At 28.8% G+C, this 16,001-nt stretch carries 13 protein-coding genes; all 13 read left to right on the forward strand.

Annotated elements, in window-relative coordinates; genetic code table 11:
* Window positions 1-141: 141 nt before the first annotated feature.
* The 13 genes from splB (at window position 142) to dhaL (ending at window position 15,991) form a co-directional block, all read left to right on the forward strand.
* Window positions 142-1,152, forward strand: coding sequence for a spore photoproduct lyase (splB, locus tag AC4PG3_RS03720; RefSeq protein WP_492197729.1), 1,011 nt, complete (start codon window positions 142-144; stop codon window positions 1,150-1,152).
* 320 nt (window positions 1,153-1,472) lie between these two features.
* On the forward strand, window positions 1,473-2,120 hold the full coding sequence (locus AC4PG3_RS03725) for a TetR/AcrR family transcriptional regulator (protein WP_492197730.1): 648 nt from the start codon (window positions 1,473-1,475) through the stop codon (window positions 2,118-2,120).
* Between the two features lie 94 nt (window positions 2,121-2,214).
* Window positions 2,215-3,444, forward strand: coding sequence for an MFS transporter (locus tag AC4PG3_RS03730; RefSeq protein ID WP_492197731.1), 1,230 nt, complete (start codon window positions 2,215-2,217; stop codon window positions 3,442-3,444).
* A 108-nt stretch (window positions 3,445-3,552) separates the two neighbouring features.
* A complete protein-coding gene (locus AC4PG3_RS03735; RefSeq protein WP_492197732.1) occupies window positions 3,553-4,227 on the forward strand; it encodes an ABC transporter ATP-binding protein in 675 nt (224 codons plus the stop codon).
* Entirely contained in the window at window positions 4,227-6,749 is a 2,523-nt protein-coding gene (locus AC4PG3_RS03740) for an ABC transporter permease (RefSeq protein ID WP_492197733.1), read from the forward strand. Before AC4PG3_RS03735 ends, AC4PG3_RS03740 begins: the two co-directional genes overlap by 1 nt.
* A gap of 76 nt (window positions 6,750-6,825) precedes the next feature.
* Window positions 6,826-7,500 carry a response regulator transcription factor gene (locus AC4PG3_RS03745; RefSeq protein ID WP_492197734.1) on the forward strand — a complete coding sequence of 225 codons (675 nt, stop codon included), beginning with the start codon at window positions 6,826-6,828 and terminating at the stop codon, window positions 7,498-7,500.
* Window positions 7,497-8,522 carry a sensor histidine kinase gene (locus AC4PG3_RS03750; protein WP_492197735.1) on the forward strand — a complete coding sequence of 342 codons (1,026 nt, stop codon included), beginning with the start codon at window positions 7,497-7,499 and terminating at the stop codon, window positions 8,520-8,522. Before AC4PG3_RS03745 ends, AC4PG3_RS03750 begins: the two co-directional genes overlap by 4 nt.
* A 514-nt stretch (window positions 8,523-9,036) precedes the next feature.
* Window positions 9,037-10,131 carry an ABC transporter substrate-binding protein gene (locus AC4PG3_RS03755; protein ID WP_492197736.1) on the forward strand — a complete coding sequence of 365 codons (1,095 nt, stop codon included), beginning with the start codon at window positions 9,037-9,039 and terminating at the stop codon, window positions 10,129-10,131.
* 15 nt (window positions 10,132-10,146) lie between these two features.
* Window positions 10,147-11,775 (forward strand): ABC transporter permease, encoded by a 1,629-nt coding sequence (locus tag AC4PG3_RS03760; RefSeq protein ID WP_492197737.1) that lies wholly within the window; start codon window positions 10,147-10,149, stop codon window positions 11,773-11,775.
* Window positions 11,759-12,682 (forward strand): ABC transporter ATP-binding protein, encoded by a 924-nt coding sequence (locus AC4PG3_RS03765; RefSeq protein ID WP_492197738.1) that lies wholly within the window; start codon window positions 11,759-11,761, stop codon window positions 12,680-12,682. The genes AC4PG3_RS03760 and AC4PG3_RS03765 overlap by 17 nt, the downstream gene beginning before the upstream one ends.
* A complete protein-coding gene (locus AC4PG3_RS03770; protein ID WP_492197739.1) occupies window positions 12,679-13,899 on the forward strand; it encodes a glycosyltransferase family 4 protein in 1,221 nt (406 codons plus the stop codon). The genes AC4PG3_RS03765 and AC4PG3_RS03770 overlap by 4 nt, the downstream gene beginning before the upstream one ends.
* A gap of 439 nt (window positions 13,900-14,338) precedes the next feature.
* Window positions 14,339-15,337: a dihydroxyacetone kinase subunit DhaK gene (dhaK, locus tag AC4PG3_RS03775; RefSeq protein WP_492197740.1), complete on the forward strand. Its 999-nt coding sequence runs from the start codon at window positions 14,339-14,341 to the stop codon at window positions 15,335-15,337.
* Between the two features lie 21 nt (window positions 15,338-15,358).
* Window positions 15,359-15,991 (forward strand): dihydroxyacetone kinase subunit DhaL, encoded by a 633-nt coding sequence (gene dhaL / locus AC4PG3_RS03780; protein WP_492197741.1) that lies wholly within the window; start codon window positions 15,359-15,361, stop codon window positions 15,989-15,991.
* Window positions 15,992-16,001: the final 10 nt, after the last annotated feature.

The raw sequence follows: 16,001 nt of genomic DNA on the forward strand, positions 1-16,001 counted from the left end.
AAAAAATTTTAAACATCAAACAAATACCTTTAGATTAAGACTTCTAGGATTTAAACAGTATATTTTCATAGGTCTTTTGGTACAATAAGTACTTTAGAAGATATCATTAAAGAGGCTTATATTATAATTGAGGTGGAAAAAGTGAAATTTTTTATACCAGATAAAGCATTTATTAATCCTAGGAGTTTAGAATATGAGGTTGGCAAATTTGCTAAGTCTCAATTAGAAAAGTTAAATGTTCCAATAATAGAAACTAGAAATGTTTCAATTGAAGGTAAATCACCTTCTGAAAATTATGTTAAGGCAAAGAAAACTATTTATTTAACTATAACTAAAGAAAAGAAATTAAGGCCTTGTAAACCATCAGCAGATTATCAATTTGCTCTATCAAGTTCATGTCCAGGCCACTGTGAATATTGTTACTTGCAAACAACTCAAGGGGAGAAACCTTTTATGAAGGTATTTGTAAATATTCAGGATATACTTGATGTTATTCAAGCTCACATAGATAAGAATTTACCTAATATAACTACTTTTGAATCAGGGAGTATTACAGATTCAATCGCTCTTGAACATTTGACAGGAAATCTTAAAAAATGTATAGAGTTTTTTGCAAATAGTAAAAATGGTAGACTTAGAGTGATTACTAAATATGATAATGTAGATTCTTTTTTAAAGATAAAACATAATAATCATACTAAATTTAGATTCAGTATTAATACTAAATATGTAATAAATAAATTTGAACATAATACTTCTAGTTTTCATGAAAGAATAGAAGCTGCAAGAAAGATCGCAAAAGCTGGATATCCTATAGGATTTATTATTGCTCCTATTATGAGATATGACAATTGGAAAACTGATTATAAGGAGTTATTAGATGAATTGAGAGCTCAATTAGGAGATTACAATGAAAAAATTACTTTTGAACTGATACAACATAGATTTACGGCTACTGCCAAGGAACTTATACTTACTAGATTTCCTAAAACTCAACTTGATTTGAATGAAGAAAATAGACAATTAAAATGGGGTCCTTATGGAAAATTTAAATACGTTTATCCTAAGGAAGAAAGTAATGAAATCAAAGAATATATTTCCCACCTTATTTTAAACAACTTTAGTAATGCTGTAATCGAATATTTCACATAGAAAATTGATCAAACAAAGATAGTTTCTAGTACTACATGATAATTTTTATAGAAGAAGTAAAAATAAATATTTTAAATTTAGTGTTTATATTATACCATTTAAATTTCAAAAATAAAGAGCTATATAGAGACGGACAATTTAATTTATCATAATCTTTAAAAAATGGATATTATTTAGTAAGAAACTCAATAACATCTGTAAATATTATAAATAAGAGAAACTCTATAGAAGTTAAGTGGGAATAACAATCAATTGACAAGAAAATAAAATCGTGTTAAAGTAAACATACCGTTAGTATGTTCATGATAAGGAGTGGTACTATGGCTAGGAATAAATATCCTGAAGAAACAATAGAACGTATTTTAGACGTATCCTTAGAACTATTTACTCAAAAGGGATATGAGAATACTTCTATTCAAGATATAGTAGATAACCTTGGAGGTTTAACCAAAGGAGCTATATATCACCATTTTAGATCTAAAGAGGAAATTTTAGAGTCTGTAGCTCAACGTATTTATTCTTCTGCAGAAGATTCTATGTTAAGTATAATAAATAGTGAGGATTTAACAGGGTTAGAAAAGTTAAGAAAAATATTTGATAAATCTATAGAAAATCCAAATCAAGATTTAATGTTTTTAAGTTCACCAAAATTATTGGAGAATCCTAACTTACTTGCTATGCAAATGAAGGGACTTATAGAAGAGGTTGTTCCTAACCATGTGCAGCCAATTATAGAAGAAGGAATACAAGATGGTTCTATTAAAACAGATTATCCTAAAGAATTAGCAGAAGTAATAATATTACTTTTTAATATTTGGTTAAATCCCTTAGTTTATGATGTGTCTGTTGATGAACTAGTAAACAAAATAAAGTTTTATGACCTTTTATTAAAAGGAATAGGAATGGAGATTTTCAATGAAAATCTTTCTGAAAAAATCATTAAATTGAAAAATTTATCAATAAGATAATATAAAATTTTAATAGCTGCCTAATTAAAGGCAGCTATTAAAAAAACAGATACATACCAACGGTTGGTATCTAAAATAAAAGGAGATGCTTCATATGGAAAACAAATTATTTACTAAAGATTTTACGCTCGTGATAATTGGGCAAATTATTTCATTATTTGGAAACACTATTTTACGTTTTGCTCTACCACTATATCTATTAAGAAAAACAGGATCTGTAGCTCTATTTGGACTGGTTTCAGCATTATCATTTATTCCAATGATAATCATGTCTTTAATTGGTGGAATTGTGGCGGATAGAAAAAACAAACGAAATATAATGGTAATTCTAGATTTTTTAACAGCAATTACTGTTTTAGTTTATGTTTTATTTTATAAAAACATATCTTTTGTTCCATTTTTAATTATCATTTTAATGATTTTATATGGGATTCAAGGAACTTATCAGCCAGCAGTTCAGGCTAGTATTCCTTTACTTCTAGATAGGGATAAAATAATGCAGGGAAACTCCATTATAAATTTAGTTAGCTCTTTAGCTAATTTAATAGGACCTGCAATTGGAGGAATTCTTTTCGGTGCTTATGGAATTATGCCAATTTTAATTGTAAGTATAATATGCTTTATTTTTTCTGCAATCATAGAGATATTTATTAAAATTCCTTTTGAAAAAAGTAAATCCTCAGGTAGTGTATTTTCTATTATTAAAGATGATATGACATTAAGTATTAATTTTATATTAAAAGAGAAATCAATTTTAGGAAAATCTATATTGATAATTTCTGCATTTAATTTATTTTTAACATCAATGCTTATTGTAGGTATGCCATCTATCATAATAAAAACCTTAAATCTTAGTGATGAATTATATGGTATAGCACAAGGGATATTAGCCATGGGGTCAATTATTGGAGGGATTATTACAGGGATTTTAAGTAAAAAATTGAACATTAAAAACTTACACTATCTGTTGATAGCTTGTACATTTTCAATTATTCCCATGGTATTAGTGTTGTCATATACAACATCATCTTTATTTACCTATATTATAATATCTGCAATGGGATTTTTTATTATGATATTTGCAACTATGTTTAGCATTCAAATGATGACATTTATCCAGAGACAAACTCCACCTGAAATAGTAGGAAAAGTAATTTCTTGTTTATTGGGAGTATCTCTATGTGCTATGCCTATTGGTCAAGCATTATATGGAGGGTTGTTTCAAAACTGGATAAACTCTCCTGAAATTGTCCTTATAGGAGCTATAATTTGTTCCCTTATTATATCGATTTTCTCCAAACGCACATTTAATCAATTAAATTAGCTATATTAAATTTTATATTACTTTGTAATGGGATTGTAAGAACTAGTATGTATAATTTAGATCATAAGATAATTATGGTCTATTTTTTATTTAAAGGAGGATTTTACAATGACTATATTAAAGACAGAAAAATTAAAGAAGTATTATGATGAAAAGATTAATTTAGTAAAAGCTCTTGATGGAGTGGATTTAGAAATAGAAAAAGGTGAATTTGTTTCAATTGTAGGTACATCTGGTAGTGGGAAAAGTACATTATTACATATGCTTGGAGGTTTAGATAGGGCAACAGAAGGCAAGGTATATGTAAGTGGTAAAGATATATTTTCAATGAAAGATGATGAATTGGCAGTATTTAGACGTAGAAATATAGGTTTTATATTTCAAAACTATAATTTAGTACCTATATTAAATGTTTACGAAAATATTATACTTCCTATAGAGCTTGATGGAAATAAAATAGATAAAAAGCATTTAGACAATATTATAAAAACCCTTGGACTTTCTGAAAAGATTAATAATCTACCAAACAATCTATCAGGTGGTCAACAGCAAAGAGTAGCCATAGCAAGAGCACTTGCTACAAAACCAGCTATAATTTTAGCGGATGAGCCTACGGGCAACTTAGATAGTAAAACAAGTCAAGAAGTCTTAGGGCTTTTAAAGATAACCAGTGAAAAATTCAATCAGACAATAGTTATGATTACCCACAATGAAGAAATTGCACAGCTTGCAGATAGGATTATTAGAATAGAAGATGGGAAAATCATAAGAGGTGATAATTAATGTATGAAAATAATAATAAGGCTATTATAAATAAATTAGCGAAATCTAGCATTAAGACCAATAGAATGAGAAATAATTTTGCTATAGTAGCTATCATACTTACTACTGTTTTATTTACCTCTGTATTTACCATAGGAGTAAGTATGATGAAATCCATTGAATATAGCACTATGAGACAAGTAGGAGGCTCAAATCATGGAGGATTTAAATATCTTACAACAGAAGAATATGAAATATTAAAAGAACATAAGGATATAAAAGAATATGGAATAACTATTCCAGTGGCTGTTGCAGAAAACCAACAGCTTGCAAAAAGACAAGTTGAAATAAATTATGTAGATGAAAATGAAGCTAAATATAGATTTATAACACCACTTATGAAGGGAAATATGCCAAAAAAAGAAAATGAAATTGTGTTAGATACCATAACTTTAGATATGTTAGGTTTAAATTATGAATTGGGGCAGGATATTACACTAGAATATAGTATCAATGAAGAGGATTATAGTAAAGATTTTATTTTAACTGGATATTATGAAGGGGATATAGTATCTATGGCAAGTGCAGCCTGTGTATCAAAAGAATTTATAGAAAAAAATCTTTCGGATATAGATCAGGAATATTCTAGAGAAACAGGTTCTTATGCAGGTGTAATTAATCTTGATGTAATGCTAAATAATAAATATAATATTGAGGAAAATTTACTTAAAATATTGTATGACAGTGGATTTGAACCAGATAATATTGAATATGGAGTAAATTGGGCATATATAGGTAGTGGCTCATCAATGGAACTTAGTAATATACTATCATTGGTAGTTTTATTATCTTTAATAGTTCTAAGTGGTTATCTTATTATTTATAACCTGTTTTATATATCTATAATTAAAGATACAAGGTTTTATGGACTTCTTAAGACAATAGGTACAACCTCAAGACAACTAAAAAAGCTAATTATCAAACAGGCAATGATGCTTTCGCTTATAGGTGTTCCTATTGGACTAGCCATTGGATATTTAGTGGGAATAATTCTTTTGCCATATGTTATGCAAATATCAACTATAACACATTCTACTATATCAATAAATCCGATTATATTTATTGGTTCTGCTCTATTTTCCATAGGGACTGTGTTAGTAAGCTGTTATAAACCTGCCAAAATTGCTGCGAAAACATCACCTATTGAGGCAGTCAAATATACAGGATTATCTAATAAGGGAAAGAAAAAGTTGAAGAAATCATCTAATGGAGCAAAACTTCATAAGATGGCATTTTCAAATATATTTAGAAATAAGAAAAAAGCTTTTGTAGTTATAATCTCACTGTCTATTAGTATGATATTGTTAAATAGTGTCTATACAATGGTATCTGGATTTGATATGGACGAATATTTAAAGAGACGGGTTGGAAGTGATTTTTCCATAGGAGATGCTACATATTATAGATGGAATTTCCATGAGGAAAACTCCAATGCTGTTACAGAAGAATTATGTAAGGAGATAGAACAGCTTCAAGGTGTTGAAGGTGTTTACAAATTATATAATAGGCAAGTAAATGTACCTATTACTGAGAAAATAGAATTGTTATTGAAGGATAAGATGGAAACAGTAGATGATAAATACAAAGATATTTTTGAGAACAACCTTATGAGTAAGAAAACTTTAATTGATGTATATGGAATGGACAACGAGTTACTTCCACTATTAAACCAATATGTAGTTGAGGGTGAACTTGATTATGAGCCATTTAAAACAGGGGACTATGCAATAATAGTAAAAAGAACTAGGGATATCGACATGTATCATGTGGGTGATAAAATAACCTTATCATCAGACAATGGAAAAACTAAGGAATACACTATAATGGCAGCTGTTGATAATTTACCATCATATATTTATAGTGGGAAATTCATTGTAGGTGCAGGTAATATATATATTCCATCAGCAGAGTATGTAAAGCATACAGATAATATGTCAATAATGACTGCTTTATTTAATGTGGAAGATGATTATATTGAAGATGTAGAAAATTATATGCAAAACAAGGTAAAGGAAATGCCAACTTTAGATTATCGTTCAAAATCAATTTATGAACAAGAGTATAATGAGATGATAGCTACTTTTACTGCTGTAGGATATACTTTAAGCTTTATAATTGCTTTAATAGGTATACTAAATTTTACTAATGTCATAATTACAAGCATTATATCTCGTAGACAAGAATTTGCTACAATCCAAAGTATAGGTATGACAAGAAAACAACTTAGGAAAATGCTTATTTTTGAAGGACTATATTATGCTTTAATCACTTTTATAGTTGTTTTTTTAATAGGATTGCCAATTATTTATCTAGGAGTCAATTCTTTTGCAGGACAAATGTCATTTTTTAGTTACCATTTTACTTTGCTTCCAATATTTATTTGTATGCCTATACTAATTGCTATTGCAGTATTAATACCTATTTTAAGTTTTAGTGATATTCAAAATACAAGTATAGTTGAAAGATTAAGAGAAATAGAATAATTTATAACACAAAGAGGGCTAGAAATAGCCCTCTTTGTGTTATAATATAGGCAACAAAATTAAAGGATCTGATTAAATGAGTACCATATTAATAATAGAAGACGATAAATTATTAAATGAGGGCATATCCTTTGCTTTAAAAGGTGAAGGATATGGTGTATTATCCGCATATAATGGAAAAAATGCTGAAAAACTATTGAAGGATAAAGTAGATTTAATAATACTGGATATAAATCTTCCTGATAGAAGTGGTATAGATTTATGTAAGTACATTAGAAAAGATATGAATACCCCTATTATTTTTTTGACAGCTAAAGATACAGAAGAAGATATAGTAAAGGGATTTAAGGCAGGGGGAGACGATTATATAACAAAACCTTTTTCCCTCCCAATACTTAAAGAACGGATAAAAGCAGTATTAAAGAGGAGAATAGCTGAAAGTAATATATATAGCTTTAAGGAGCTTGAATTTGACTTTGATAAATTGTGTCTTACTAAAAATGATTTAGACATACCTATTACTAAAGTAGAAGTAAAATTACTAGGATTATTTATAAAGAACAAAGGAAAGGTACTAACTAGGGCTCAAATTCTTGAAAAAATTTGGGATATAGATGGAGATTTTATAGATGAAAATACTATTAGTGTAAATATCCGTAGACTTAGAACTAAGATTGAAGATGATCCTTCAAGTCCTATTTTTATAAAAACTGTTTTTGGAATAGGGTATATGTGGAGTGATAATAATTGAAAAATTCCATAAAAAACTTATTTATTATTACTATTACCTTAATAATTGTATTTTCTCTATTTTTTGTCGGGGGAATTTCATATTTTCTTTCTGATTTTAATATAAAGATACTAGGTATAGTGTCAGGTTTTTCTGTGTCCATAATAGTGATCTGTATCATATTTATGATATTAGTATCCAAGAATGTAGGAAATACACTGGAGGCATTAAGCCGAACTATTGAATCAATAATAGATGATAACCCTGTAGATACATTTTCTACAATTGAAGATACAATGCTTTCTAAACTACAAAGCCAGATTATAAAGCTATCAGATATTTTAAAATCACATAGCATAAAACAGAAAAAAGAAAAGGATTCTATAACCGAATTAATTTCAGATATATCACACCAATTAAAGACACCATTGGCAAATTTAAATATATACAACTCTTTATTGCTAGATGGAAATCTTGATGAAGATAAAAGGATAGAATTTACTAAAAACATGGAAAATCAAATTGAAAAGTTAAATTGGCTTATGGAATCTTTAATTAAGATGTCAAGGCTGGAAGCGGGAATTATAAAATTAAATGCAGAAAATCAATTAATATCACAAACAGTTCTACAAGCTATATCAATGATATCTAAAAAAGCAGAAGAAAAGGGAATAGATATTATATTTAATGGTGAAGATATGGAACTTGTCCATGATAATAAATGGACTCAAGAAGCTATTTTTAATATATTAGACAATGCAGTGAAATATAGTCCTGATAATAAGAAAATAAATGTATCCATAATGAAATATGAGCTATTCTGTCGTATAGATATCAAGGATGAAGGCGAGGGCATATGTGAGTCAGATATTAACAAGATATTTACACGATTTTATAGAGGAGAGAATACTAAAAGTATTGAAGGTGTTGGAATAGGATTATTTTTAGCTAGAAAAATAATTTCAGAACAAGGTGGATATATAAAAGTAAAATCAATATTAGGACAAGGCTCTATTTTTTCCATGTTTTTGCTAATAAATTAGCTTTTTATCAATGTATAAGCTTTAATATATTTTAAAAATACAAGAAATATTAGTGATAGAAATAAAATAAAGGACAAAATTTATATATATTATATTCTTATTGAAAACTATTTCTATTGTGATAAAATTGTAGCGAAAGGAGTGTTAAATAATGGAAAAATTTCTAAATGTTTTTAGAAGTATATTATCTATAAATTCATTATTCAATTTCTTTACATGACAAGGAGATAATCCTTCATGGCATGAAGCAAGTTTTAAAGTTTGTTATCCTTTCACAAAGCTTTTCCAATAATCAATCTTACTAGATTTGTTAAGTTCTTAGATATAAGAGCTATTGGTCTTTGTTAAAGATAGCAAAATATGCCAATATATCAAGTGCTTAATCTAATACTATAAATTTTAAATTCCTAATTACAATTGAATATTATTTTTCAGCCTAATATACTTAGGTTTATTTTGGTGCTATGATTGAGCATGTTAAACAAAATAAAATATTTATTAAAGGAGATTAATTATGAAAAAGAGAGTTTTATTAATTATGTTAATCGTTTTTAGTATGTTGATTTATACAGGGTGTTCAAAAAATGACCAAGAAGGAACTGAAGATACAGATATAGAATCAACTGAAGATTTAGCTACAGAGGATGCAGGGGATACAGAAGAAGAAAAATATGATTTTGAAGGTAGGACTATGAATGTAGTTACTACATCTGAAAAATATGTAGAGCTATTTGATGCTTTCTCAGAAGAAGTAAATGCTGAAGTGGAATTTTTATCTATGAGTAGTGGAGAAGTTATTGCTAGAATTGAGGCAGAAGGTGGACAACCTATGGCTGATTTATGGTTTGGTGGTGGGATAGATGCTTTTATGGCAGCCAAGGATTCAGGACTACTTGAGCAATATGTACCAAAAGAAGTAGATAAAATAGACCAACGTTTTATAGATAGTGATAATTATTGGTTATCTAAAGGTTTAACAGTTGTTGGATTTTTAGTAAATGAAGAACTATTAAAAGAAAATAATTTAGAAGCACCTACAACTTGGGAAGAACTTGCAGATCCTAAATATAAAGATGAAATAATAATGGCAAATCCAGCTATATCAGGAACTAACTATGGTGCAGTAAAGGGAATCCTAGATATGATGGGAGAAGAAAAAGGCTGGGAGTATCTTGAAAAGTTGAATGACAATATACCTTTCTACGGAAAAAGAGGGAAGGATCCACAAGAGAAAACAGTAGCAGGAGAATTTTCCATAGGAATTATACCAGCAGATAAAGGATCATTTGATGTATCGGAGAAAAACAATTTAAAAGTAATCTATCCAGAAGATGGTATTCCATGGGTACCAGAAGGAGTAGCTATTTTTAAAGGTGGAGAAGGATCAGATATAGCAAAGGCATTTATAGACTTTATGTTAAGAGATGAAAATCAAAAAATGCTTTCAGAATTAGACGGAAAAGATAGTGCCCAAATGATAAAAGAAGGAATAGAAGGCTATGATTTAGGTCTACCAAAAGATAAACTAATAGACCAAGATATTTCCACTTTTGGTACAATGAGAGAAGATATATTGACAAAATGGGGAGAAATAACTAAAGGAAAATAATATAGGTGATATTAAATGGGTATAAAGAACAAGACTTTAGATATAATGGATTTAATACTGAAAATGTGTATAATTATTTTGATTTTAGTCTTTGTTTTATACCCGTTTATATCAGTGTTTAGTAAGGCATTATATAGAGATGGACAATTTAATCTATCAGAGTTTTTTTTTCTAAACGAGGAATTTTACTTAGTAAAAAATTCAATAATATCTGCAAGTATTACGGCTTTTTTGTCTACTATATTTGCATTGGCTTTATCCCTTATGACATTTTTTATTACAGAGAGACAAAAGAAAGTCATAATGTTTATATTACTCCTTACTATGGTTTCACCCCCATTTATAGGGTCTCTAACTTATATAGAGTTATTTGGTAGAAATGGGTTTATAACAAAAAAAATATTACAATTATCTATAAATCCCTATGGTTTATGGGGAATAGTATCTGTACAAACTTTAGGATTTACATCATTAAATTCAGTTTTACTAATAGGATATTTAGATCATTTTGATAATACTATGATAGAATCTGCTAAATCTTTAAAGGCAAAGACTACTAATATTTTAATAGATATAGTAATCCCTCTGATGAAACCAGCCATAGCTGTATGTTTTTTGTTGAGTTTTATTAGATCAATGGCAGATTTTTCAAGCCCTATGATAATAGGTGGTGCATTTAATACCTTAGCAACAGAGGCTTATTTATCTATTATAGCCAAGGGGAATTCTCCGAGGGCATCTGCAATTTCAGTGGTACTTTTTATTCCTTCTGTAATAGTTTTTACAGTATATAGTTATTTTTCAAAGCAGCAAAAAAGTGCTTCTAAAAATTTAAAAGAATCTAAGGCAACAATTAAAAAGACAGGATTATATCATCTAGTAAAGGGCTTGGCTTTGTTTTTTATATTATGGCTAATAATTCAATATTTAGCGATTTTTATATCTGCTATTACAGATAAATATAAGGGAGAGACCTATTTTACAATAAATAACATTTTAGAAAGTATTCCATATATTAAAGATAGCTTCATAAGGAGTATAGGATATTCATTAATTGCAGGAGTTTTTTCAAGTTTAATAGGTTTAATACTATCTTATTATTCTTATATTAGAAATAATAGGTATATGAAAATATTAGATTTTATTGGGAATATGCCCTATATAGTACCAGGAACTTTTTTTGGCTTAGGATATATTTTTGCTTTTAATAAGAATCCTTTGAAGTTAACGGGGACAGCTATTATAGTTATATTAAATCTTATATTTAGGCAGCTACCTATGTCTATTAGGACAATACAAAATAGTATGACCCAAATAGAAAGGCCAACTTTAAATTCAGCAAAGGATTTGGGTGCTCATAATCTACATATATTAAAGGACATAGTATTTCCTATGAGTTACTCAGGATTATTTCTTTCTTTTACAAATGCTTTTATATCTTCAATGACAACCATAGGATCCATAATATTTTTAGTATATCCAAGTAGGAAAGTAGCAACTTTAGTACTGTTTGATTTAGTATCTAGTGGAAAGTATGAGATAGCTTCTGTACTTTCTTGCACTATAATTATAATATGTTTATCAGTTAGCTTATTATCCTATAGAATATTTAACGGGAGTAGAAAAAATGTTTCTAGAAATTAAAAGATTAACTAAATATTACAATGATATAGAAGCTTTAAGGGAAATTACTTTTTCTGTAAAAGAAAAGGAAATAGTCTGTATCCTTGGGCCTTCAGGTTGTGGAAAAACCACAATACTCCAATCTATAGGTGGATTTATTCAAATAGATAGTGGAGAAATTATATTAGATAATAAAAATATAGAAAATATAGGACCAGAGGAGAGAAATATAGCAACTGTATTCCAATCCTATGGATTATTTCCACACAAGACTGTAATAGAAAATATAATATATGGACTAAAATTTAGAAAATACAAGAAAAAAGATGCTCTAATAGAAGGAAAAAAAATGCTTGAAATTCTAAACTTAAAAGGTTATGAAAACAAAAAGGTTACCCAATTATCAGGTGGAGAGCAACAAAGGGTAGCTTTAGGTCGTGCTTTAATAGTAAAACCTAAACTACTATTATTAGATGAACCTTTTTCAAATCTAGATACAAAACTTAGGATTACCATGCGTGAAGAACTTCTTAGAATAAGGGATCTTTTTAATATTACTATGATATTTGTAACACATGATCAAGAAGATGCATTTTCAATAGCTGATAGAATAATCTTGATGAACAAAGGTAAAATAGAACAAATAGACACAGCAAGAAATATATACTTAAATCCTAAAACAGAGTTTGCTCTTAAATTTATAGGGACAACTAATATGGATAATGGTTTTTTTATAAGACCAGAATCTATTAAATTATCTAAAAATGGAGAAGAGGCTACAGTGGTAGGTAAAATTTTCAAAGGTTCTTTTATGGAATATATTATAGAGTATAAAAATAATAAGTATAAAATGATTAGACTTAATAATGAAGAAGAACTTCAAATAGGTAATAAAATATATGTAGAAATGGAAAAGAGGGAAATATGAAAATATTACATGTGTTGGCACAATTGCCATCAAAAACAGGTTCAGGAGTATATTACTCCAATATGATAGAAGGTTTTAAAAAATATAATCATGAACAAAGGGCTATCTTTGGGTACCAAGATAAAAATCTATGGGATATTTTAGATAATGAGCATCAATGTCCTGTAGCCTTTAAGAGTGAAGAACTACCTTTTCCTATAGTTGGTATGAGCGATGTTATGCCTTATGAAAATACTTTATATTCATCCATGACTGAAGAAATGGTGGATATTTGGAAAGAAGCCTTTAGAAAAAGACTAGAAAAAGCTAAGAAGGATTTTAATCCAGATATTATATTTGCACATCATCTTTGGATTTTGACTTCTTTAGTTAGAGAAGTATTCCCTGATACAAAAATTATTGGACTATGTCACAATACTGATTTGAGACAATCTAAAATGAATCCACATATGAAAGATAAATATGCGGATAAAATACATGAATTAGATAATGTGTTTTCAATTTCTGAACAGCAAAAGGATGAAATAGTAGATATATATGGTATAGATAGGAATAAGATAATTTCTGTAGGTGGAGGTTATAATCAAAATATTTTCTATCCTCCAAAAGAAAAAGAATATGATGATAAAGTTAGACTTGTATTCTGTGCCAAAATAGACCCATCTAAAGGAGTTTATGAACTTATAGAGGTTTATAAGTCTTTAGGATTGGAGTATGCAACTTTAGACATTATAGGAAGTCCTAATGAAGAAAATAAAAAGAAAATAGAAACTTATATTCAAGGAGATACTAGCATAAGAGTATATAATGTAAAAGACCAAGTAGCTTTAGGAGATGAACTAAGGAAGAAAGATATATTTCTAATGCCTTCCTACTATGAAGGATTAGGACTTATGGCTATAGAGAGCTTGGCCTGTGGACTGTATGTAGTGACTACAGAAATAGAAGCATTAATGGCACTTTTAGGAGAAGAGATAAAAGAATCTGGCATAATTAAATATGTACCACTTCCTAGAATATATGATACAGATAAACCTGTTAAGGAAGATTTACCAGAGTTTAAAGAAAACTTAAGAGAAGCTATACTATGCCAAATTGAAAAGATAAGAGAAAAGAAATATTGCTATAAAAATATGGAAGATAAAATAAAATCTTTTTCCTGGGAAGGATTAGTTCATAATATGAATAATATAATAAATACTATAGTTAAATCATAGTATTAAAATCCTTAAATTTAATAATACAAATACCACAATTCTTCAAAGAATATGTTATAAACAAGAAAAAATAAACCTTATAATTGCTTAAGATAGCTTTTATAAGGTTTATTTTTATACTTTAAGTATAAATATACTTATATATATTCTATATTTTATAAATCTTAGGGTATAAATGTTTATAAAGTATCTCAGATAATTAACAAAAATAAGAAAATTTAAAATTAAAGAAATAAATTGGAATAGAAAGGTTTTATAAATTAAAAGTATTGGATATGTGAAATTACTTTATAAGCATATTATTTTTATACAATTCATATTTTTAAATAGGGATAAGGATGTCTTATATAATTTGAAAGGAGGAATTGAGTTTACATCAGGGGATAGTCATAGCAGTAGAAACCTAATAAAACCAATGAAATAAGGAGGGGTATGTATTATGAAAAAGATAATCAATGATAGTGAAAATGTAGTTGAAGATATGCTTCAAGGTATGATAAAAGCTCATCCAGAATATTTAAAGAGGGTAGAAAACACTCATGTACTAGTTAGGCAAGATACACCAGTAAAGGGAAAAGTAGGTCTAATAAGTGGTGGAGGTAGTGGTCATGAACCAGCCCACGCGGGTTTTGTTGGATTAGGTATGTTAGATGGAGCAGTGGCAGGAGAAGTATTCACATCTCCTACACCTGAACAGGTATTTAATGGAATAAAAGCAGTAGATGGTGGAGCAGGAGTACTACTGATTATAAAGAACTACTCAGGAGATGTAATGAATTTTGAAATGGCTGCAGAATTAGGACAAATGGAAGGCATAGAGGTTCAGCAAGTAATAGTTAATGATGATGTGGCAGTAGAAGATTCTACATATACTGTAGGACGAAGGGGAATAGCTGGTACTATACTTGTACACAAAATAGCAGGAGCAGCAGCAGAAAAGGGAATGGACTTAGACAATGTAAAGAGAGTAGCAGAAAAGGTAATTAAAAATGTTAAATCCATGGGTATGTCTTTAACTCCTTGTATAGTTCCAGAAGTGGGTAAACCTAGTTTTGAAATAGAAGAAGATGAAATGGAAGTTGGACTAGGTATCCATGGAGAGCCAGGAATTCGTGTGGAAAAAATAAAAACTGCTGATAAAATTGCATCCATATTGCTTAATAATATATTAGAAGATATGAAGTTAGAAAAAAATGAGGAAGTAGCAGTAATGATAAATGGACTAGGTGGAACTCCTCTAATGGAGTTATATATATTAAATAGGGAAATGCATAATCTATTAAATGAAAAGGGAATTAAAGTATCTAAGACCATAGTAGGGAATTATATGACATCTTTGGAGATGGCAGGAGCTTCCCTATCATTATTGAAACTAGATGATGAACTGAAAGAATTACTAGAGGAAAAAGCTGATACTCCTGCTTTTAAACAGCTATAATTTAACATTGGAGGGATAAATATGTACAATATAGATCTAGCAATAAAGACAATAGAAAATATAGCAAAAAATATAATAGAAAATAAGGAGTATTTAACAGAACTGGATAGAGCAATAGGAGATGCAGACCATGGTATAAATATGAGCAAAGGTTTTAATGCAGTAAATGACAAATTAGATGAGATGAAGGGAAAGGATTGGGGTTATATATTAAAAACTGTAGCTATGACCTTGATATCCACAATAGGAGGAGCTTCAGGGCCTTTATATGGAACTGCATTTTTAAAATCTTCTGCTGTAGTAAATGGAAAAATGGATATAGATAAAGAAGATGTCCTAAATATATTTGAACAATCAATAGAAGGTATTAAGATGAGAGGAAAATCAAATCAAGGAGACAAAACAATGTTAGATGCCTTGATACCAGCCTTTGAAGCCTTAAAAAAAGCATATGATGAAGGAGAGGATACTAAAGCTGCATTTAAAAAAGCAGAAAAGGCAGCCTTAGAAGGTGTAGAATACACTAAGACTATAATTGCTAAAAAAGGCAGGGCAAGCTATTTAGGAGAGAGAAGTATTGGACATCAGGACCCTGGGGCTACTTCTACCTATATCATGATAAAGTCAATAAATGAAACTTTAGAAGAAAATTAGGAGGATATCT

It is taken from the genome of Tissierella sp. QWL-11 (genome assembly GCF_058683765.1).